Here is a 19,256-nt window from a genome sequence, read left to right as displayed (position 1 = left end):
TTGTCACCACCCGGACGGATGGGTCGAACCCCTACTTCAGGAGGTCGCGGCCGATGACCATCCGCTGGATCTGGTTGGTGCCCTCGAAGATCTGGGTCACCTTGGCGTCGCGGAAGTACCGCTCGACGGGGTAGTCGCGGGTGTAGCCGTTGCCGCCGAGCACCTGGACGGCGTCGGTGCTGACCCGCATCGCCGCGTCGGTCGCGGTCAGCTTGGCGATGCTCGCCTGCCGCGAGAACGGCCGGCCGGCGTCCTTGAGCCGGGCGGCGTGGAGGTACGTCGCCCGCGCCCGCTCGACCTCGGCGCCGAGCTCGGCGAGCAGGAACTGCAGCCCCTGGAACTCCCCGATCGCCTTGCCGAACTGCCGGCGCTCACGGGCGTAGCCGACGGCGTAGGCCAAGGCGCCCTGGGCGAGGCCGGTGCCGACGGCGGCGATGCCGAGGCGCCCGGAGTCGAGGGCCGAGAGCGCGACCTTCATGCCGTCGCCCTCGTCGCCGATCCGCTGGTCGACGGGGATGCGCGCCCCGTCGAGGAGCACCTGGGTGGTGACGTCGCAGGCCAGGCCCATCTTCTTCTCGGGGGCACCGAACGACAGGCCGGGCGTGTCCGCGGGCACGACGAAGGCGCTCAGCCCGCGGGTCGGGTGGTCGCCGGTGCGCGCGAACAGGATGTAGTAGTCGGCGCAGGAGCCGTTGCTGATCCACTGCTTGGTGCCGTCGACGACGTACACGTCGCCGTCGAGGCGGGCGCGGGCCTTGATGCCGCTGACGTCGGAGCCGGCCTGCGGCTCGGACAGGCAGTAGGCACCCAGCCAGTCGCCGCCGAGCATCCGCGGCAGCCAGGTCGCGCACTGCTCGTCGGAGGCGTTGTTCGCGACGACCGAGGCCGTCAGCGTGTGCACGCTCAGCCCGACCGCGACGCTCGGCCAGACGGCGGCGACCTCCTCGACGACCTGGAGGTACACCTCGTACGGCTGCCCGCCCCCGCCCAGCTCCTCGCCGAACGGCAGGCTCATCAGGCCGGACTTCCCCAGTAGGGCGTACGCCGCCGCGGGGAACTCGCCCTTCTCCTCCGCGTCGTGCACCTGCGGGGCCAGCTCCTTGGTCGCCAGCTCGCGCGTCAGCTCGAGGAGCGCCTCTGCTTCCTCGGTGGGCAGCAGCCGGTCGACGGGGGTCGCCATGCGTCGATCGTAGGGGTCCCTACGAACGCCCGCCCATCACGTCCCCGCCCAGGGCGGGGTCGGCCTGGTCCGGCGCGTCGGCGACCGAGAGCACCACGAAGTCGCCCACCTCGAACACGCCCGTCGTCTGGAGCGTGACCGCCTGCACGCCCACCGGTCGCCCGTCCCGGTAGGTCAGCAGGGTCATCCCGGCGGGGCGCCGCGGCTTGCTGCCGATGGCGATGGCGTACGCCGCACCGCCGGTCGTGCCCGTCGTGTAGGTGTAGCCCATCGCGCCGTTCTCGCCGACCACCCGGTCGGCCCGGCCTGGACGTGCGTGTGCCCGCCGACCACCAGGTCGGCGCAGCCGCGGGCGAGAGCCTCGGCACCGAGATGGGCGTCGTGCACCAGGATCGTCGAGACCCGGTGACCCTGGTCCTGGGCGTCGCAGGCGGCGTCGGCGAGGCGGCTGCCGACCTCGTCGAAGCTCAGCCCGGTCTCGTCCCGCCAGTTCCCGAGGCCGCTGGAGCGGGGGTCGTCGACGCCGAGCAGCCGGATGCCGGCCGGCCCGCGCACCGGCGTGCCGTCGAGCATGGTCCAGCCGTGCTCCGCCAGGTACCCGCGCACGAACGGCCCGTTGTCGTGGTTGCCGGCGACCCCGAGCTCGTCGTAGCCCTCGAAGGCCGCGACCAGCGAGTCGAGGCTGAACGTCTCCCAGGTCCGGCCGACCGACGTGTCGTCGCCCGCGTCCATCACCACCGTCGCGCCACCGCGGTCGCCCACCGCGCGGGCGACCTGGTCCATGCCGATGTTGTCGTGCCGGTCGGCGACCAGCAGCACGACGGTCTCGTCCTCCGACGGCTGCCGCAGGGACAGGGCGGCCGCGTCCAGCGCCGCCTGCCGGTAGAACGTCTTGCTCTGGTCGTAGGTGGAGATGGCGCTCTCGATGAGGCGGCGGGTCTGGTCGGTCGTGACGTCCCCGCGCACCTCGAGGTCGCGGACCTCGTCGGGCAGCGGCACCTGCGGACCGAGGAACTCCGCGAGCGGGATCCACCGCTGGCCCTCCAGGACGCCCGCGTCCCGGCCCTCCCACGGCTCGAACCACAGCGCCACGGACAGCGCAGCCACCAGCCCGGCCGCCATCAGTCGGCGCCGCCCCACGACCCCGGTGAGCTCGGCCCGGCGCCGCCGGCCGACGAGCAGCCACAGCGCGACCGGCACGAGACCGACCAGAGCGCCTCTCACCAGCGCGCCGACGAGCATGTCGGCCAACGCCTCACGGACCTTGGTGACCTGACCCTCCGGCGACGAGGCCAGGTACGCGTAGCGCTGGAGCAGCTCGTCGACCGACGCGGCATCGGTCTTGCCCAGCGTCACGTCGACCCCGATGCGGCTGCCGGTCGGCACGCGGACATCGGGCAGGACCGGACCCGTGTGCAGCACGGCGTACCCGTCGAGCGACGGCTGGAGCACGGCGTCGTGCGTGGCCAGCACCAGGGTCCGGCTGCTGCCGAGGAAGATCGCCAGCGCGGCCGCCACCGTCACGACCGCCCAGACCCCGACCGCCAGCAGGACCTTCACCTGCCACCGGGACCGGAGGCCCTCCAGGCGGCCGGCGAGCACGTGTCAGGCGCGGGCGCGCGAGACGGCGTACAGCGCGACGCTCGCCGCGACGCCGGCGTTCAGGGACTCCAGGTTGCCGGCCATCGGGATGGAGACGAGCTGGTCGCAGGTCTCGGTCACCAGGCGGGAGAGCCCGGCGTCCTCGGAGCCGACGACCAGGACGAGAGGCCCGTCGCCGAGGTCGAGGTCGGGGAGGCTCACGTCGCCGTCGGCGGCCAGGCCGACGACCATGCAGCCGGCCTCCTGGTACCTCTTGAGCTGACGCACCAGGTTGACCGTCTGTGCGACGGGGAGCCGGGCGGCCGCGCCGGCGCTGGTCTTCCAGGCCGACGCGGTGATCCCCGCCGCGCGGCGCTCGGGCACCAGCACGCCGTGCGCGCCGAACCCGGCCGCGCTGCGGACGACGGCGCCGAGGTTGCGGGGGTCGGTGACCGAGTCCAGCGCGACGATCAGCGGCGGCTCGCCCAGGTCCGCGGCGCGGTCCAGGAGCTCGTCGGCGTGGGCGTACTCGTAGGCCGGGATGCGCGCGGCCAGCCCCTGGTGCACGGCGTTGCCGGTCAGCCGGTCCAGCTCGCGCGTGGTGATCTCCAGCAACGAGATGCCCCGCTCCTGCGCGATCTTGAACGCCTCGCGCAGCCGGCCGTCGCGCTCGGAGCCCTCGGCGACGTACAGCGCGTTGACCGGGATCCCGGCCCGCAGCGCCTCGACGACGGGGTTGCGCCCGGCGATCCACTCGGCGTCACCCGTGGTCCGGCGACGCGGGCGCGTGGACGTGCCCTTCTCGGCACGCTTCGCCTGCTTGTACGCCTTGTGGTTCGGGCGGTCCTTGGCCTTTGGCGTCGGCCCCTTGCCCTCGAGGCCGCGCTTGACGCGGCCCCCGGAGCCGGCGGCCGGCTTCTTGGACGTCTTGCGGATGGCGCCTCGGCGCGCAGAGTTACCAGGCACGAAGTGCTCCTTTTCGGTGGTTGAGGAGCGAGCGAAGCGAGCGTCTCGAAACCTCAGGCACGAGTCACTTCTCTCCCAGCGTCCACACCGGGCCGGACGGGGTGTCCTCGACCTCGATGCCGGCCGCCTTGATCTGGTCGCGGATCCGGTCGGCGCGGGCCCAGTCCTTGGCCGCGCGCGCCTCGGCCCGTTCCTCGAGCAGTCCTTGGACGAGGACGTCCACGGCGTCGGTGAGCCGGATGTCGGCGCCGCCGCCGGCGTCCGGCCAGGCCGGGTCGGTCGGGTCGAGCCCGAGCACCTCGAGCATCCCGAAGACCTGCCGCACCGCCGTGGTGAGCTCCGCGGTGGGGCCTCCCGCCAGCAGCTTGTTGCCCTCGCGGACCGTGTCGTAGACGACCGCCACGGCGGCCGGCGTACCGAGGTCGTCGTCCATGGCCGCGACGAAGGCGTCGGGCAGCGGCACGTCGGCCGGACCCCCCACCCGCGAGGGAGTCGTCGGCACCTCGTCGCGCCCGATGCCGATCGCGGCGGCGCGGTCCAGGAAGTTCTCGATCCGGCGGAACCCCGCGGCGGCCTCGTCGAGCGCCTCGAAGGAGAACTCGACGTGCGAGCGGTAGTGCGCGGCCACGATGTAGAAGCGCAGCTCGATGCCGCGCACCCGCTTGAGCACCTCGGGGATCAGCAGCGAGTTGCCGAGCGACTTGCTCATCTTCTCGCCCGCGGTGGTGATCCACGCGTTGTGCATCCAGTACGACGCGAACGGGTACCCCGCCGCTCGCGACTGGGCCTGCTCGTTCTCGTGGTGCGGGAACCGCAGGTCCACGCCGCCGCCGTGGATGTCGAAGGCCTTGCCGAGGTACTTCCCGGCCATCGCCGAGCACTCGATGTGCCAGCCCGGACGGCCGGGCCCCCACGGCGAGGGCCACGCGGCCGTCTCCGGCTCGGACTCCTTCTTCCAGCCCTTCCAGAGGGCGAAGTCGCGCGGGTCACGCTTGCCGCGCGGGTCGGCGTCCTCCGCGGGGGCCATGTCGTCGACGCCCTGGTTGGTCAGCTCGCCGTACGCCGGCCACGACCGCACGTCGAAGTAGACGTCGCCGGAGCCGTCCTCGGCGGGGTACGCGTGACCGCGGCCGATCAGGGTGGTGATCAGCTCGACCATCTCGGGCACGTGGCCGGTGGCGCCGGGCTCGTAGGTCGGCGGCAGCACGTTGATCGACGCCAGGGCCTTGTCGAGCTCGCGGTGCATGTCGTAGGCCAGGTTGAACCAGGGCCGGCCCTGCTCCTCGGACTTGGTGAGGATCTTGTCGTCGATGTCGGTGACGTTGCGGATGAACGTGACGGCGTACCCCTGGTGCGCGAGCCACCGGCGCAGCACGTCGAAGTTCACCGCCGAGCGGACGTGGCCGACGTGCGGCTCGGACTGGACCGTCAGGCCGCACACGTAGACGCCGGCCTTCCCCTCCTCGAGGGGCACGAAGTCACGGACTTCGCGGGTCGCGGTGTCGTAGAGCCGGAGCGTCACCCCGGAAGTCTATGGTCGATCGATGTTCCGACTGGTTTCCGCGCTGCTCCTCGGGAGCGCCCTCCTCAGCCCGGTCGGTAGCCTCGCGGCCGTGGCACCGACCCCCACCCGCGACATCTCCTTCACCCGCTGGCAGGGGTCGGGGATGAGCGTCGGCACCAGCCACGGCACGGTCGTCACCGACGCGGGCGTCGCCTTCGGCACGCGCACGGGCACGCGGGACTACGGCGGCCGGTCCTACGAGCGGGCCCGCTGGAGCGGTCCCTGGCAGGCGTCGGCGTTCTCCTTCACCGAGCTGGTCGCGTCCTGGGAGGCGACCACGCCGGGCGACAGCTGGATCGAGGTCGAGGTCCGGGGCCGCAACAGCAAGGGGGTGCTGTCGAGCTGGGACCTGCTCGGTCGCTGGACGAGCGGCGACAAGTTCGTGAGGCGCACGACCGACAGCCCGCAGAGCGACGACCTGGCGTCGGTGTCGGTCGACACCTGGCGCACCGGCAGCGTCGGCCTCGTCTCGTGGCAGCTGCGGCTCTCGCTCTACCGCAAGGCCGGCACCACCGGACCCACGGTCGCCTCGCTCGGCGCCATGGCCAGCCGGCTCCCGCGCACCACGTCCGTGACGGTCTCGACCCCCGGCCCGCACGTGGGCACCGTCCTCGACGTGCCGGCGTACTCCCAGATGGCGCACGCCGGCCACTACCCGCAGTGGGGCGGCGGAGGCGAGGCCTGGTGCTCGCCGACGTCGACGTCGATGGTCCTCGGGTACTTCGGCGCGCTGCCCCCGAAGTCGGCCTACCGCTTCGTGCCCGCCGGCCATCCCGCGCCCTGGGTCGACTACGCCGCCCGCAAGACGTACGACGCCGACTACGAGGGCACGGGCAACTGGCCGTTCAACACGGCGTACGCCGCCCCGCTGGCCGGTGACGCGTTCGTGACGCGGCTGCGCTCGCTGCGCGAGGCCGAGGAGTTCATCGCCGCCGGCATCCCGCTCGTCGCATCGATCTCGTGGGGCCACGGGGAGCTCGACGGCGCCCACGTCTCCGCGAGCAACGGCCACCTCGTGGTGATCGTCGGGTTCACCGCCGAGGGCGACGTGGTCACCAACGACCCGGCCGCGGACACGGCCGCCGGCGTGCGGACGACCTACGACCGGGCGCAGTTCGAGAACGCCTGGCTGCCGACCTCCGGCGGCCTGGTGTACGTCATCCACGACGCCGGCCACCCGCTGCCGCCGGCCCCCGCGCAGGCGAACTGGTAGCTCAGACGGCGGTGAAGTGCACCTCGTGCCACCCGGACGCGCCGTCCGGCAGCACGTCCGCCACCACCCCGGTCTGGACCTTGCCGTTGTCGTCGGTCGCGCGCACCCGGAGCGTGTGGTCGCCCTTCTCGACGGTGATGGTGGTCGCCCACTGCGCCCAGGAGTCGATCGTGTCGGCGTTGCCCAGCTCGGCGTCCTGCCAGGCGCCGCCGTCCAGGGAGACCTGGACCGCGCTGATGCCGGTGTGCTGCGACCAGGCCATGCCCCCGACCCGCGTCTCGCCGGCGTCGATCTCGTCGTCGCGGCGGGGCACGTCGATGCGCGACGACATCTTCACCGGGCCGAGCTCGGCCCACCCGCGCTGCGTCCAGTACGCCGAGATCTTGTCGAAGCGGGTCACCTCCATGTCGACCACCCACTTGCAGGCCGAGACGTAGCCGTACAGCCCGGGCACCAGCGTGCGCACGGGGAACCCGTGCTCGATCGGCAGCGGCTCGCCGTTCATGGCCACCACGAGCATCGCATCGCGGCCGTCGGTGAGGGCGGCCAGCGGCGTGCCGCACGTCCAGCCGTCGTCGGAGGTCTGCAGCACGGCGTCGGCACCGTCCTGGACGCCGGCCTCCGCGAGGATGTCGGCGAGGCGTACGCCGCTCCACCACGCGTTCCCGATCAGCGGCCCGCCGACCGGGTTGGAGACGCAGTTGAGGGTGACCCAGGCCTCGGTGAGCCGGCGGGCCATCAGCTGCTCGTAGGTGAGGGTGACCTCCTGGTCGACCATCCCGTGGATGCGCAGCTTCCACGAGTCCGGCTCGATCGCCGGCGGCACGATCGCGGTGTGCACCTGGTAGAAGGACGTCGCGTCGGTCTCCCACGACGAGAGGCCCTTGACGTCGAGGGTCACACCCCCGGGCCGCACCGGCGCGGTGACCCCGGGCAGCCGCAGCAGGCTGCGAGCGGCCTCGACCTGGCGGCGACCCGCACCGACCACCCGGCCGACCACGCCGACCCCGGCCGCGGCGACGACCATCACCCCCGCGCCGAGGACGAAGCCGCGACGGCCGGACGCCGCAGCGGCCGGCTCCCGGGCCGCTTCCCCAGCGACCTTCTCGGCGGCTTCCTCGCGGCGTTCCGCGGCGCGGACGTTGTCGGCCAGGATCGAGAGGCACACGACCCAGGTGATGAACCCGACGAGCACCGGCAGGTAGTCCGACGGGCCGGCGTTGCGCTGCCGGGACACGGCGTACCCGCCGACCACCGCGAGCGCGGCGAGCACCAGCAGGGCGCGTGACCAGGAGCCGCGGGACAGCCGGCCGACGACGGCGAAGACGACCATCAGCACGAGCAGCACGACCGAGACCAGGAACGGCTTGTCCTTGTGGCCGAGGGTCTGGATGGCCCGCTCGGCGAATGCGCCGGGGGTGAGCTTGATGATCAGCTCGGCCACGGCGACCACGGGCGAGCTGCGGACCCCGAGCACCGCAGCGACGAAGTAGCTGGTCGCCAGCCCGGCGATGCCGGCCACCACGCCGGCGACCGACCAGATCCACGGCTGGGTCTGGCGGGCGGTCCTCACGTCCTCGATTGTGGCTCAGGCATGATCGGCCCGTGACCGATGAGCCCTTACGCAGTGATGACGTCGGGGGCGCACCCCGCGTGGGCGTCGGCGTGGACGTGCACCGGCTGGCGGCCGGTGTGCCGATGCACCTGGCCGGCCTGGCGTGGCCGGACGAGGACCAGGGGCTCGAGGGTCACTCGGACGGCGACGTGGCTGCCCACGCCGCCTGCGACGCGCTGCTGTCGGCGGCCGGCCTGGGCGACCTCGGCAGCCACTTCGGCACCGCCGACCCGCAGTGGGCCGGCGCGGCCGGGACGGCCCTCCTCCGCGAGACCGCCGCCCGCGTGCGCGCCGCGGGGTACGAGATCGGCAACGTGGCGGTCCAGGTCGTGGGCACCCGCCCGCGCCTCGGCCCGCGCCGCGACGAGGCCGCCGCCGCGCTGTCGGAGGCGGCCGGGGCACCGGTCTCGGTCTCCGCGACCACCACCGACGGCCTCGGCCTCACCGGCCGCGGCGAGGGCGTCGCCGCGATCGCGACCGCGCTCATCCTCCCTGCGCCCGCTGGTCGAGGAGGGACGAAGTCCCGTCACGAGACCCCGTGAGAGGTCCGTGGACACCTCAGCGGGTCTCGTGACGGTTGCTAGCGCAACCTCCTCGACCAGCGGCCGGGTCACGACGACCCGAACAGCCCCAGCGTGGCGTTGAGGACCGGCGCCCAGGACTCGGCACTGGACTCGAACTCGTCCGGCGGTGCGTGCTCGGCGGTCATGATGATCGCCGTGCCGTCCTGCCGGACCGCGCAGATCAGCAGCCCCTGGAGCGGGACCGAGGCCTGCTGGTCGGTCCAGGTCGCCTGGTACTGGAGCCCCGCGATCGAGACCACCGACCCGAAGGCCTCCAGCGGCGTGATGTCGGTCTTGCGCAGCTGGGTGTAGCTCTGCTTCGGCAGGATGCTGTCCATCGACGCCGAGATCACCGACGCGGCGTCCGAGGACGGGTCCACGACGCCGGTGACGGCGTACACGTAGCTGTTCTGCCCGTCGCCGAGCAGCACGTCGCTGTCGCCCTGGCCGACCACGTCCCACCCGGGGAGCACCGGCACCTGGACGCCGGACCCGATGGTGACGACGTCGGTGCCGTCGGTCGTCGGGTCGAGGGTCGGCGACGGCTCCTCGGTGGGGATGCTCGGCAGGGTCGGCCCGTCGGTGGCCTCGGGCGAGGGTGACGCCTCGTCCGTGGCGCCGGGGTCGGGCGACGCGGAGCCGACCGGGGTCGGGTCGAGGATGCCGCCTCCGTCGGTGCTCGGGCTGACCTCGGCGCTCGGCTGGCCTCCGGCCTTGCCGGGGCTGGTCAGCTTGTCGCCGTCGCCGCCGCCGAACAGCAGCGCGCCGAGGCCACCGAGGGCACCGACCGCGACCACGCCGGCCACGATCAGCCCGATGGTCTTGCCGCGGCTGGACCGGAAGTTGCCGCCGGGACCCGCGGGCGGCGTGGGACCGGCCGGCGCGTACGCCGGCGCGGCCGTGGCCGGCGCGTAGGCCGGCGTGGTCGGCTCGACCGTCGGCGTCGGCTCGGTCGGCTGCGTCGGCTCGGCCGGCGGCTCGGGAGGCGTCGTGCTCACGCGGCACCTCCCGGCGTCGGCGAGCTCATCGTTCGGCGGGCCTGGCGGCTGCTGGAGCGCACCGAGGTGCCGCAGACGAGGCAGAAGTTCGAGCCGGCCAGCAGCAGGTTCTCGCACTCGGGGCAGAAGCTGTCGACCACCGTGGCGCGCTTGGACCGCTCGCCGTCCTCACGCACGGCGTCCTCGACGGCGGCCTCGAGCAGCGCGGCCTGCATGGTCGTGCGGATCCGCAGGACCAGCACGGCCAGGATCACGAAGCCCCACAGCAGACCGAGCGCCTGCCCGAACGGCACGTAGGACAGCAGCCGCACGCCGAGCCAGTAGCCGACGTTGGCCGCGACCGCGAGGCCGAAGGCCATGAAGTACGACGGGGTGAACCCGTCGTACTTCTCGCCCTTGCCGGAGAACGCCGCGACCGCGATGCCCGTGGCGGTGCCGTAGATCAGCGACTTGACCACCATCAGGTTCACCACCACGACGGCCCACGAGGCCAGCCCGTCGGTGGTGCGGAAGTCCGGCGAGGTGAAGACCGAGGAGTAGAGCACGACCGTCTCGAAGGCGGCGTACGCCGTGCCGGCGGCGATGCCGAACGCGAGCCCGTCGATCATGTCGTCGTACTGCGGCCGGCTGGCCAGCATGATGCCGCCGATGTTCTTGACCACCTCGGCCACCACCGGCAGCAGCACCGCGAAGATCAGCAGCGCCGGGAACGACAAGGCGTCCACGCCGATCCGGGAGCCGGCGGCGAAGGTGTTGAACTGGTCCTCGAAGACCCAGCGGAAGAAGAAGAGGGACACCAGTACGGCCATGGCGCCGGTGAAGATGAACAGGCCGGCGACCACCGAGACCGGGGCGTCCTCCCACATGTTCACGTCGTAGATGTAGACGAGGTAGACGATCGGGATCAGGAACGCCGCCGCGGCCACCGCGATGGGCAGCAGGCCGAGCCCGGTCGCGGCGACGATGAGCACCGCGCTGATGATCATGGCCCAGCGGTAGTTGTCCGCCGTCTCCCGGTTGGTGTGGGGCATGATCGTGGAGATCAGGGCGAACTGGTTCACGCCCTCGGAGGACTGCACGGCATAGGAGCCGGTACGCGTGGATGCGCCGCCACGGAGTGGCGTCCCGCAGCGGTAGCAGTAGAGGGCTACCTCCGGGTTCTCCGTCGCGCAGGTGGGGCAGGGCACTGGTCGACCTCCGTCGGGTCCTGGATCGGCGGGTCAGGTGGGATGCAGGCTATTTGCGCTTGCGGGCCCGGGGAAGATCTTTTCGCCGATTGTCCGATGCCGGAATCGGTCGAATGGGTCAGAATCCCGACCATGAGCCGCCTGCCGCTGTCGCGACGACTCCTCTCGATCCCGGTGGCCGTGGCTCTCGCCGCCGCGCTCACCGCGTGTGACGGCGGCCGGTCCCTGGGCGGTGACCAGCCCGGCCCGAGGTCGCTGGTCCCCTCCGCGGCGTACGCCGCCGCCAACCCCGACGTCGACGTCGCCGCTCGTCTGGCCGGTCTCCAGCGGGTCATCGACGACCTGCGGTCGAGCACCGGCTCAGGCTGGGTCGGCCGGCAGGACGACGTCACCGGATACCTGGGCGAGCTGTCCGGCGGCCGGTGGGCCCCTGACAGCACCGACGCGGGCGGCAGCCCGAGCGAGACCGCCACGGCGTTCGTGGCGGAGTACGGCGAGGACCTGTTCGGCGTGCCGGCCGAGCAGGTCACGGTCGCGGCGTCCGGCGAGGTCGACGCGGCGGGCAGCACCGTGCTCGACGCGGCGCAGGAGGTCCAGGGCGTGCCCGTGCTCGACGGCGGCTTGGTGCTCACCGTCGGCGGCGACGACCAGCAGCCGCGGCTCAACACCGTGCGCGGCCGCGTGTACCCCGGCATCGACGTGCTGACCGACCCGCGCATCACCCCGGCGCTGGCCCAGCGGCTGGCCGAGAAGCTGACCCACGGCACCGTCGTCGGCGACGCCCGGCTGGTCGTGCTGCCGACCGGCGCCGGCCGGCTCGTGTGGGAGGTGAACGTCGTCGCGGCGGGCAAGTCCGGCGCCGGCGTCCAGCTCAGCGACGGGCTCTACTACCTCGACGCGGTGTCCGGCGACCTGGTCGAGGTACGGCCGACCAGCGCCGAGCTGGCCTCACCGAGCGTCTACAGCAAGCTGCTGTCGAAGGCCTCGCCGAAGGTCGCCCGCAACCTGAGCCGGATGGCGGTCGAGCAGCTGTCGCCGGCCGACGGGCCGAAGGGCCAGCCGGTCGACGTGACCGGCACCGCGCCGTACCTCGGCCAGGTCACCGCCAAGGGCCTGCGCACCAACCAGGGCGTGGCGCTCATCGACACCACGACGCCGAGCTACCAGTCGTCGACCGGCAAGGGCGGCATCTACACGTTCACCGCCGACGGGTCCAGCAGCAACTCCGCGCTGCCCGGGCGGCAGTACGTCGAGAACGGCACCACGATCCGCGACCCCGACGCGATCAGCGCCCAGACGATCAGCCGTGTGGTCTACGACTACTACGCGAGCATCGGCCGCAACTCCTGGGACGGCAAGGGCGCCTCGATGCTCTCCACCGTCAACTTCAGCGACGGGGAGTTCTGCAACGCGTTCTTCAGCTCCGCGCTCCAGCAGATGGTCTACGGCAACCCCTGCGAGGGCCCGAACGGCGCCATGCAGCTGGTCACGCTCGACGTGACCGGCCACGAGGTGACGCACGGCGTCACCGACTCCACCGCGGGCCTCAACTACACCGGACAGTCCGGCGCCCTGAACGAGGCGTTCTCCGACTACTTCGGCAACGTGATCGGCGACCACTACTACCAGCGCGACTCCTCGACGCTGGGCGAGGACGGCTGCTCGACGGCCAAGTCCCCGCAGTCGCTGTGCTCGCAGAACCCGACCGGGGCGCTCGCCACGAGATACATGCTCAACGGCAACACCATGGACGACTACCTCAACGTCCTGGACCCGCCGTTCCGCTGGTCGCTCGCCGTCGGCCGGATCACCGACAACGGCGGCGTGCACCTCAACTCCGCGATCTGGAACAACGCGCTGTGGACCATCCGCAGCCGGGTGGCCCAGATCGACAACCAGCCGGCGTACAAGTCGCCGCTGGCCCACGACTTCGACCTGATCGTCTACTACACGCTGACCCACCAGCTCGGCCCGAACTCGACGATGGTCGACGCGGCCAACGCCGTGGAGGACACCGCCGTCAAGGCCGGCGCCGACGCCGCGCTCATCCGCGTCGCCAAGGAGGTCTTCGACCAGGACGAGCTGTGCGCCGGCTGCTACGACCCCGGCCCCGTGCCCGGCGACATCGTCAGCAACGCGGCGCAGTCCGAGGTCAGCCCGGTGGTGTCCGGCAAGAACACCGCGTGGCTGAACCCCGTCGGCGGCCCGGGCACGCCGTCGGTCAGCAGCGGCATCGCGGACAACCCGATGACCTACGACATCGCGTGGGCGGGCGACTCGCTGGTCAGCGCCGAGCTGACCAACCAGGGCGAGGCGATCGTGCTGCACGACAAGGGCGGCCGCACGACGAAGCTGGCCGACCTCTCCTTCTCGACGTTCCTGGCCGGCCTGGCCGGCTCCGAGGACGGCGCGGCCTGGTGGGTCGGCGAGACCGACACGCTCAGCTACGTCTCACCGGGCGGCAAGGTCAGCCGGATCAAGGTCAACGGCCTCGGCGGCGACACGGTCACGTCGATGGCGACCGGCGGCGGGCTGGTGGCCTTCGGCACCGACTCGGGCCGGATCGGCGTCTGGCGGGCCGGCACGAACCAGCTCCAGCAGATCGGCACGATGAGCGGGGCGGTGCTCTCGCTGGCGGCCTACGGCGACCACGTCGTCGCCGTCGACGGCAACCAGTCGGCCGACGCCTTCGACACGTCGGGCAACAAGGCCCACCTCAGCGACTTCGGCTTCCCGTTCGGGGCGGCGACCAACGCCGACTACGCCGTCTTCCCGGTAGCCGTCGACAGCCTCCCGGGCGGAGTCAACCAGGCGCTCGGCGGCCAGATGGTCGACACCGACCTGTACCTCTACTCCTTCAAGACCGGGAAGATCTACAGCCCCCTGGAGGAGCGCGGCCAGCAGGGCTTCCCGTCGATCTCGGGCAACCGGCTGGTCTGGCAGGACGGCGTCTTCGGCGGCGACGACATCATGCAGGTGACGCTGCCCCCGGGCTTGTGACGGCTCATGCCGGTCCGGCTGTTCGAGACGCCTCGCCCCTCGGCCATGCTGGTCGAGCCGGGAGGCCGGCCACGGCCGACCGTGTCGAGACCTAGTGGCGAAGGTCACCGGGTCTCGACACCGGCTCGCCCAGGGGCTCGCCGGGCTCGACCAGCATGGAACGCCGCCGGCCGACGAGGATCACTCCTTCCACGACGCGCACCTCGTACGCCGGCACGCTGACGTGCTCGTCGTCCAGGCACCGGCCGGTGCGCAGGTCGAACACGTGCCGGTGCCGCGGTGAGCCGACGATGGGCACGCCCTCGCGGGACCCCATGATCCCGCGGGAGAGCACCACGGTGCGGTCGAACGGGTCGTGGTTCCCCACGGCGTACACCTCGTCGTCGGCGCCCCGGAAGATCGCCATCGCGTGCCCGTGCACGAGCGCGCTCGCCCCGAGGCCCACCTCGAGCTCGGCCAGCCGGCAGACCGGCAGCCACTCCTCGGTCGGCACCATGCCCGGACGCTAGGCCGGGGATGTTGTGAGGGTGTTTCGCCGTGTTACGACCGCGTCACTAGTGTCCGGTCATGACCGAACCCGACGTCGCGGTGGTCGTCGTGGCCGCTGGGGCGGGCACCCGGCTCAGCGCGGACGTGAACAAGGTCTTCCTGCCCCTGCTGGGCGTGCCTGTCGTCGCCTGGTCGGTCCGGACCGCGCTCGGCCTGCCCGACGTACGTCGCGTGGTCGTGGTCCATCGCGCCGACGAGCGAGAGGCCATGGCCGAGGCGCTCGCGCCGTACCTGGGCGACCGCGAGGTGACTTTGCTCCCCGGCGGTGAGACCCGCCACGACTCGGAGTGGCAGGCGTTCCGGGTGCTGGCCGAGGATGTCGACGCGGACGCAGTCCGGGTCATCGCGGTCCACGACGCGGCCCGCCCGCTGGCCGACGTCGACCTGTTCGAGGGCACGTTCGCCGCGGCTCGCGAGCACGGTGGGGCGATCCCTGTCGTGACCCTCGACCACCTCGTCCGCCGCGACGGATCGCCGGTCGAGGCGCCGTCCCTGGCCGGCGTGCAGACGCCTCAGGCGTTCCGTGCCGCCGAGCTGCTGGCGGCCTACGGCCAGGCCGAGCGGGACGGTTTCACCGGGACCGACACCGCATCCTGCGTCGAGCGGTACAGCGGGCTGCGGATCGCCGCCGTGCCCTCGACGCCGGCCAACCTGAAGGTCACGTTCCCCGAGGACCTCGACCTCGCCGCGGGGCTGGTCAGCTCGGCCGGGTGAGCGCCTCGAGGACCCGGAGGTCCTCGGCGTCGGACACCCGCATCGCCTCCGGGGGTGCCTCCACGAGCAGCACCCGACCCTGGCCGCCCAGCCGGGTCACCAGGTCGGCGAGGTCCACCGAGAGATCGTCGAGGGCCGGATCCTCCAGCAGGCGCGCGGGGACGACGACCGGTGAGACGACACGCGCCAGCGCGTCCCGGTCGACGGTCGCGCCCAGCAGGTCGCCGTCGAGCACCTTGACCGTGTCCGTCACCGGCCGGACCGCGGCCACCGCCAGGTCCTCCTCGGCGGCCCGACGTACGCACGCGGCGATGAAGGCCGGCGGCGTCATGGGGCACAGCGCGTCGTGCAGCACCAGAGGGAGGTGGCCGTCGAGGACGTCGCCGAGGGAGGTACGCGCATCGATGGGCAGCACCCCGGCCGCCGACAGGGCCCAGGTGGCGGCCGCGACCAGGGCCTCACCGTGGACGAGTGCGTAGGGCAGCGACCCCCGGCCCTCGTCGAGGACGCGGCCAACGGCGATCACGTCGACCTCGGTCTGCATGGCCGAACAGTAGGCCCGGACAGGACAACGCCCCGCCCGGTGGACCGGGCGGGGCGTTGGTGGTTCTGACTACCTCAGGAGGCGAGCACCTCGTCGAGGATGGCCTCGGCCTTGTCCTCGTTGGTGTGCTCGGCCAGGGCCAGCTCGGAGACGAGGATCTGGCGCGCCTTGGCCAGCATCCGCTTCTCACCCGCGGACAGGCCGCGGTCGCGCTCGCGGCGCCACAGGTCGCGGACTACCTCCGCGACCTTCATGACGTCTCCGCTGTGCAGCTTCTCGAGGTTCGCCTTGTAGCGACGCGACCAGTTGGTCGGCTCCTCGACGTGGGCGGCGCGGAGCACGTCGAAGACGCGGTCCAGGCCGTCCTTGTCGACGACGTCGCGCACCCCGACCAGGTCCAGGTTGCACGCGGGAACGCGTACGACGAGGTCCTGCTGGGCGACGATCCGCAGGACGAGGTACTGCCGGTCCTCCCCCTTGATCGTGCGCATCTCGATGTCTTCGATGACTGCGGCCCCGTGATTCGGGTAGACAACCGTTTCGCCGACGGTGAAGGTCATATGTTCAGTACCCCTTTCCAGGTGACCAGTCTAACACGTCAGCCAATGAGCGACCGGCACGTTTGTGCAGGTCAGAGGCCCAATCCAGGCTTGACAAGACCGTGGGTCGTGTGCCGCTGAGGTCCCGCCGGCACCCGCGGACCGGAGTCCGGTCCGTCCGATCGCCATACTGACGGCCATGTCGCCAGCGGCCGCGGGACCGATCGCCACACCGGTGCGGCTCGTGCGTGCGGCGCACCCCCTGCAGGCGCTGGTGACCGCGCTGGTGCTGGCGGGCGTGGCCACCGCCGCCGGTCGGCCGCTGCGCGAGGTCGGGCTGGTCGCCGCGACGGTGCTGGTCGGCCAGGCGGTCATCGGCTTGCACAACGACCTCGTCGACCGTCGCCGCGACGCCGCACGCGGGACGACCGGCAAGCCGCTGGCGACCGGCGACCTCGAGCCGGGCACGGTCTGGTTCGCGGTGGCCTGTGCCGTGCTGCTGCTGGTGCCGCTCTCGCTGGCCAACGGGCTGACCGCCGGCTCGGCGTACCTCATCTCGGTCGCGGTCGCGCTCCTGGGCAACGTGCTGCTGCGCGGCTCGGCGCTCTCCTGGCTGCCGTGGGCGGCGTCGTACGGCCTGCTGCCGGCGTTCGTGTCGTACGGCGGGTGGGGTGGTGCTGCCGATGGCGACCCGCCGACGGTCGTGGTGACCGTGCTGGCCGCGCTGCTCGGCGTGGCCGTGCACGTGCTGCTGGCCCTCCCCGGGCTCGTGGCGGACAACGAGGACGGGCTGCGACACCTGCCCCTGCGGATCGCCCTGCGGACCGGAGCGCCGCGGCTGCTCTGGATCACCATCGCGGTCACGGTGTTCCTGGTCGCCTCGCTCGTGGTCGCCGGGCTGACCACGGGCCTGAGCCAGTGACGATCACGCCTGCGGGAGCACTAGGGTGAGGTACCGATACCCGTCGACCACGAAGGCCTGTGACCCATGGACCATCGGCTCTCCCGCCGTCACCGGATCGCGCTCAGCCTCGGGGCGCTGATCCTCGCCGTCCCCGGCGTCGCGTCCTGCGGCTTCAACTACGCCACGGACCGCGAGAACACCATCTCCAACGGCACCAGCGACAAGTCGGGCACGGTCGACGTGCTGAACGCCGTCATCGTGTCCCAGGACGACGGCTCCGGCACGTTCATCGCGACGCTCTCGAACAACTCCGCGACCGAGACGATCCACATGAGCTCCCTGGACTTCGGGAGCAACTCGACGACCCAGGTCGCGGCGTTCGACCCCATCGAGGTCAAGCCGCACGCCGTGGTCAACCTGACCAATGGCCAGGGCATCAAGGTCAGCGGGGACTTCAAGGCCGGCGACTTCCTGTCGCTGACGGTCGGCTTCGACAACGGTGAGAGCGCCGACATGAAGGTGCACGTCGTGGTCGCCGACGACGAGTACGAGGGGTACGACAACGGCACCGGGTCGCCCGCGCCGGCTCCCACGGCCTCGGCGTCATGACCTACGAGCTCGTCCTGCTCCGCCACGGCGAGAGCGAGTGGAACGCGAAGAACCTGTTCACCGGCTGGGTCGACGTCGACCTCAACGACAAGGGCCGCCGCGAGGCCGTGCACGGCGGCGAGCTGCTCGCCGAGGCCGGGTTGCTGCCCGACGTCGTGCACACGTCCCTGCTGCGCCGGGCGATCACCACCGCACACCTCGCGCTGGACGTGTGCGACCGGCACTGGATCCCCGTCCGCCGGTCGTGGCGGCTCAACGAGCGGCACTACGGCGGGCTCCAGGGCAAGGACAAGAAGCAGACGATGGAGGAGTACGGTGAGGAGCAGTTCATGCTCTGGCGCCGGTCCTTCGACGTCCCTCCCCCGCCCATCGCGGAGGACGACGAGTACTCGCAGTTCGGTGACCCGAGGTACGCCGGCCTCGGCGACGACATGCCGCACACCGAGTGCCTCAAGGACGTGATCGTGCGGATGCTCCCCTACTGGGAGTCCGACATCATCGCGGACCTGCGGGACGGGCAGCGCGTGCTCGTCGCCGCCCACGGCAACAGCCTGCGCGCGGTCGTCAAGCACCTGGACGGGATCAGCGACGAGGACATCGCCGGCCTGAACATCCCGACCGGCATGCCGCTGCTCTACCGGCTCGACGACGACTTCCGGCCGACCGTCCCCGGCGGCGAGTACCTCGACCCCGAGGCCGCTGCTGCCGCCGCTGCAGCGGTCGCGAACCAGGGACGCTGACCTACCGCTGGTCGAGGAGGTCGCGCAGCGACCGTCACGAGACCTCGTGGGAGAGGCAGCCCGCGTGGGTCTCGTGACAGCCTTCCTCGACCAGCGAGGTGCTCAGACGTCCGAGGCGACCGGGAACGACCCCGTCACCACGAACACCACGCGGTTGCCGACCGAGACGGCGTGGTCGGCGATGCGCTCGTAGTACCGGCCCAGCAGGGCGATGTCGACCGCCGCCTCGACGCCGTGCTCCCAGTCGTCGGAGAGCAGCTGGGTGAAGCTGTTGCGGCGCAGCCGGTCCATCTCGTCGTCGTCGCGGCTCAGCGCGATCGCCGCCTCGACGTCGCGCTCGGTGATGATCTGGGAGACGCGGGAGACCATGTCCTCGGCGACCTCGGCCATCCGGGCGATGGTCGGGCGGACCTCCTCGGGCACAGCGATCTGCGGGACGCGCAGCCGGGCGATCTTGGCGACGTGGACCGAGAGGTCGCCCATCCGCTCGAGCTCGCTGACCATCCGCAGCGCCGACACGATGACCCGCAGGTCGCCGGCGACCGGCTGCTGGAGGGAGAGCAGGGAGAAGCAGTTGTCCTCGACCCGCTCGGTGGCCTCGTCGATGGCGCTGTCGGCCGAGATCACGGCCTCGGCCGTCTCGGCGTCGCCGGTCAGCAGCGCCCGGGTGGCCAGCCGGACCGCCTCCTGGACGTTGCCGCACACGGCGGAGAGGTCGCGGAAGATGGAGTCGAGCTGGTCGTGGTAGGCCTCACGCATGTCCCCGACGTTACGGGTACCGGGTGACCAG

At 72.1% G+C, this 19,256-nt stretch carries 19 protein-coding genes; 7 read left to right on the top strand and 12 right to left on the bottom strand.

Features of this window, described 5'->3' with window-relative positions; translation table 11 throughout:
- Positions 1 to 31: 31 nt before the first annotated feature.
- From ISU07_RS20325 to cysS, 5 genes are all read right to left on the bottom strand, one after another.
- A complete protein-coding gene (locus ISU07_RS20325) occupies positions 32 to 1,180 on the bottom strand; it encodes an acyl-CoA dehydrogenase family protein (protein WP_194708658.1) in 1,149 nt (382 codons plus the stop codon).
- A 19-nt stretch (positions 1,181 to 1,199) separates the two neighbouring features.
- On the bottom strand, positions 1,200 to 1,451 hold the full coding sequence (locus ISU07_RS24255) for a hypothetical protein (RefSeq protein WP_228522262.1): 252 nt from the start codon (positions 1,449 to 1,451) through the stop codon (positions 1,200 to 1,202).
- Complete coding sequence (locus ISU07_RS20320; RefSeq protein WP_228522261.1) at positions 1,364 to 2,740, bottom strand: metallophosphoesterase; 1,377 nt, start codon at positions 2,738 to 2,740, stop codon at positions 1,364 to 1,366. Before ISU07_RS20320 ends, ISU07_RS24255 begins: the two co-directional genes overlap by 88 nt.
- Positions 2,741 to 2,785: 45 nt before the next feature.
- A complete protein-coding gene (gene rlmB, locus ISU07_RS20315; RefSeq protein WP_194708657.1) occupies positions 2,786 to 3,727 on the bottom strand; it encodes a 23S rRNA (guanosine(2251)-2'-O)-methyltransferase RlmB in 942 nt (313 codons plus the stop codon).
- 64 nt (positions 3,728 to 3,791) lie between these two features.
- Positions 3,792 to 5,249 carry a cysteine--tRNA ligase gene (cysS, locus tag ISU07_RS20310; protein ID WP_194708656.1) on the bottom strand — a complete coding sequence of 486 codons (1,458 nt, stop codon included), beginning with the start codon at positions 5,247 to 5,249 and terminating at the stop codon, positions 3,792 to 3,794.
- A 91-nt stretch (positions 5,250 to 5,340) separates the two neighbouring features.
- On the opposite strand from cysS, the gene ISU07_RS20305 reads away from it, so the two are divergent.
- Complete coding sequence (locus ISU07_RS20305) at positions 5,341 to 6,504, top strand: C39 family peptidase (protein WP_323742731.1); 1,164 nt, start codon at positions 5,341 to 5,343, stop codon at positions 6,502 to 6,504.
- Between the two features lies 1 nt (position 6,505).
- Here the strand turns inward: ISU07_RS20305 and ISU07_RS20300 are convergent, their stop codons facing one another.
- Positions 6,506 to 8,077 (bottom strand): molybdopterin-dependent oxidoreductase, encoded by a 1,572-nt coding sequence (locus ISU07_RS20300; protein WP_323742730.1) that lies wholly within the window; start codon positions 8,075 to 8,077, stop codon positions 6,506 to 6,508.
- A 32-nt stretch (positions 8,078 to 8,109) separates the two neighbouring features.
- On the opposite strand from ISU07_RS20300, the gene ispF reads away from it, so the two are divergent.
- On the top strand, positions 8,110 to 8,661 hold the full coding sequence (ispF, locus tag ISU07_RS20295) for a 2-C-methyl-D-erythritol 2,4-cyclodiphosphate synthase (RefSeq protein WP_323742729.1): 552 nt from the start codon (positions 8,110 to 8,112) through the stop codon (positions 8,659 to 8,661).
- 68 nt (positions 8,662 to 8,729) lie between these two features.
- Here the strand turns inward: ispF and ISU07_RS20290 are convergent, their stop codons facing one another.
- Both ISU07_RS20290 and ISU07_RS20285 read right to left on the bottom strand, forming a co-directional pair.
- Entirely contained in the window at positions 8,730 to 9,680 is a 951-nt protein-coding gene (locus ISU07_RS20290) for a hypothetical protein (RefSeq protein WP_194708654.1), read from the bottom strand.
- Entirely contained in the window at positions 9,677 to 10,759 is a 1,083-nt protein-coding gene (locus tag ISU07_RS20285) for a PrsW family glutamic-type intramembrane protease (RefSeq protein WP_194708653.1), read from the bottom strand. The genes ISU07_RS20290 and ISU07_RS20285 overlap by 4 nt, the downstream gene beginning before the upstream one ends.
- A 240-nt stretch (positions 10,760 to 10,999) precedes the next feature.
- Between ISU07_RS20285 and ISU07_RS20280 the strand changes: the two genes are divergently transcribed.
- Positions 11,000 to 13,867: a M4 family metallopeptidase gene (locus tag ISU07_RS20280; protein ID WP_194708652.1), complete on the top strand. Its 2,868-nt coding sequence runs from the start codon at positions 11,000 to 11,002 to the stop codon at positions 13,865 to 13,867.
- Positions 13,868 to 13,958: 91 nt separating this feature from the next.
- Here the strand turns inward: ISU07_RS20280 and nirD are convergent, their stop codons facing one another.
- Positions 13,959 to 14,363 (bottom strand): nitrite reductase small subunit NirD, encoded by a 405-nt coding sequence (nirD, locus tag ISU07_RS20275; RefSeq protein WP_194708651.1) that lies wholly within the window; start codon positions 14,361 to 14,363, stop codon positions 13,959 to 13,961.
- A gap of 71 nt (positions 14,364 to 14,434) precedes the next feature.
- Here nirD and ISU07_RS20270 point away from each other — a divergent pair, with 71 nt between their 5' ends.
- The gene (locus tag ISU07_RS20270) at positions 14,435 to 15,130 is read left to right on the top strand and encodes an IspD/TarI family cytidylyltransferase (RefSeq protein WP_194708650.1); all 696 of its coding nucleotides are present in this window, start codon (positions 14,435 to 14,437) and stop codon (positions 15,128 to 15,130) included.
- Here ISU07_RS20270 and ISU07_RS20265 read toward each other — a convergent pair.
- Together ISU07_RS20265 and ISU07_RS20260 are read right to left on the bottom strand one after the other, a co-directional pair.
- On the bottom strand, positions 15,114 to 15,674 hold the full coding sequence (locus tag ISU07_RS20265; protein ID WP_194708649.1) for a 2-C-methyl-D-erythritol 4-phosphate cytidylyltransferase: 561 nt from the start codon (positions 15,672 to 15,674) through the stop codon (positions 15,114 to 15,116). The genes ISU07_RS20270 and ISU07_RS20265 overlap by 17 nt on opposite strands.
- A 74-nt stretch (positions 15,675 to 15,748) precedes the next feature.
- Positions 15,749 to 16,234 carry a CarD family transcriptional regulator gene (locus ISU07_RS20260; RefSeq protein ID WP_194708648.1) on the bottom strand — a complete coding sequence of 162 codons (486 nt, stop codon included), beginning with the start codon at positions 16,232 to 16,234 and terminating at the stop codon, positions 15,749 to 15,751.
- Between the two features lie 178 nt (positions 16,235 to 16,412).
- Here ISU07_RS20260 and ISU07_RS20255 point away from each other — a divergent pair, with 178 nt between their 5' ends.
- From ISU07_RS20255 to ISU07_RS20245, 3 genes are all read left to right on the top strand, one after another.
- Positions 16,413 to 17,135, top strand: a complete 723-nt coding sequence (locus ISU07_RS20255; RefSeq protein ID WP_194708647.1) for a UbiA family prenyltransferase — start codon at positions 16,413 to 16,415, stop codon at positions 17,133 to 17,135.
- Between the two features lie 66 nt (positions 17,136 to 17,201).
- On the top strand, positions 17,202 to 17,726 hold the full coding sequence (locus ISU07_RS20250; protein ID WP_194708646.1) for a hypothetical protein: 525 nt from the start codon (positions 17,202 to 17,204) through the stop codon (positions 17,724 to 17,726).
- Complete coding sequence (locus ISU07_RS20245) at positions 17,723 to 18,466, top strand: phosphoglyceromutase (protein ID WP_194708645.1); 744 nt, start codon at positions 17,723 to 17,725, stop codon at positions 18,464 to 18,466. The genes ISU07_RS20250 and ISU07_RS20245 overlap by 4 nt, the downstream gene beginning before the upstream one ends.
- A gap of 102 nt (positions 18,467 to 18,568) precedes the next feature.
- Here the strand turns inward: ISU07_RS20245 and phoU are convergent, their stop codons facing one another.
- Positions 18,569 to 19,225 carry a phosphate signaling complex protein PhoU gene (gene phoU / locus ISU07_RS20240; protein WP_194708644.1) on the bottom strand — a complete coding sequence of 219 codons (657 nt, stop codon included), beginning with the start codon at positions 19,223 to 19,225 and terminating at the stop codon, positions 18,569 to 18,571.
- Positions 19,226 to 19,256: the final 31 nt, after the last annotated feature.

Origin of the sequence: Nocardioides islandensis (assembly GCF_015352455.1) — a bacterium.
Lineage (GTDB): Bacteria > Actinomycetota > Actinomycetes > Propionibacteriales > Nocardioidaceae > Nocardioides > Nocardioides islandensis.
Note: the sequence above shows the minus strand (reverse complement) of the source record. Positions and strands in the feature narration are given on the sequence as shown.

Excerpts from the sequence above, each read along its gene's own strand:
- ISU07_RS20255 (WP_194708647.1), top strand. The coding sequence starts at position 16,413 with ATGTCGCCAGCGGCCGCGGGACCGATCGCCACACCGGTGCGGCTCGTG.
- ISU07_RS20245 (WP_194708645.1), top strand. The coding sequence starts at position 17,723 with ATGACCTACGAGCTCGTCCTGCTCCGCCACGGCGAGAGCGAGTGGAAC.
- ISU07_RS20325 (WP_194708658.1), bottom strand. The coding sequence starts at position 1,180 with ATGGCGACCCCCGTCGACCGGCTGCTGCCCACCGAGGAAGCAGAGGCG.
- ISU07_RS20250 (WP_194708646.1), top strand. The coding sequence starts at position 17,202 with ATGGACCATCGGCTCTCCCGCCGTCACCGGATCGCGCTCAGCCTCGGG.
- ISU07_RS20270 (WP_194708650.1), top strand. The coding sequence starts at position 14,435 with ATGACCGAACCCGACGTCGCGGTGGTCGTCGTGGCCGCTGGGGCGGGC.
- ISU07_RS20280 (WP_194708652.1), top strand. The coding sequence starts at position 11,000 with ATGAGCCGCCTGCCGCTGTCGCGACGACTCCTCTCGATCCCGGTGGCC.
- phoU (WP_194708644.1), bottom strand. The coding sequence starts at position 19,225 with ATGCGTGAGGCCTACCACGACCAGCTCGACTCCATCTTCCGCGACCTC.
- ISU07_RS20265 (WP_194708649.1), bottom strand. The coding sequence starts at position 15,674 with ATGCAGACCGAGGTCGACGTGATCGCCGTTGGCCGCGTCCTCGACGAG.
- ISU07_RS24255 (WP_228522262.1), bottom strand. The coding sequence starts at position 1,451 with ATGGGCTACACCTACACGACGGGCACGACCGGCGGTGCGGCGTACGCC.
- ISU07_RS20260 (WP_194708648.1), bottom strand. The coding sequence starts at position 16,234 with ATGACCTTCACCGTCGGCGAAACGGTTGTCTACCCGAATCACGGGGCC.
- nirD (WP_194708651.1), bottom strand. The coding sequence starts at position 14,363 with ATGGTGCCGACCGAGGAGTGGCTGCCGGTCTGCCGGCTGGCCGAGCTC.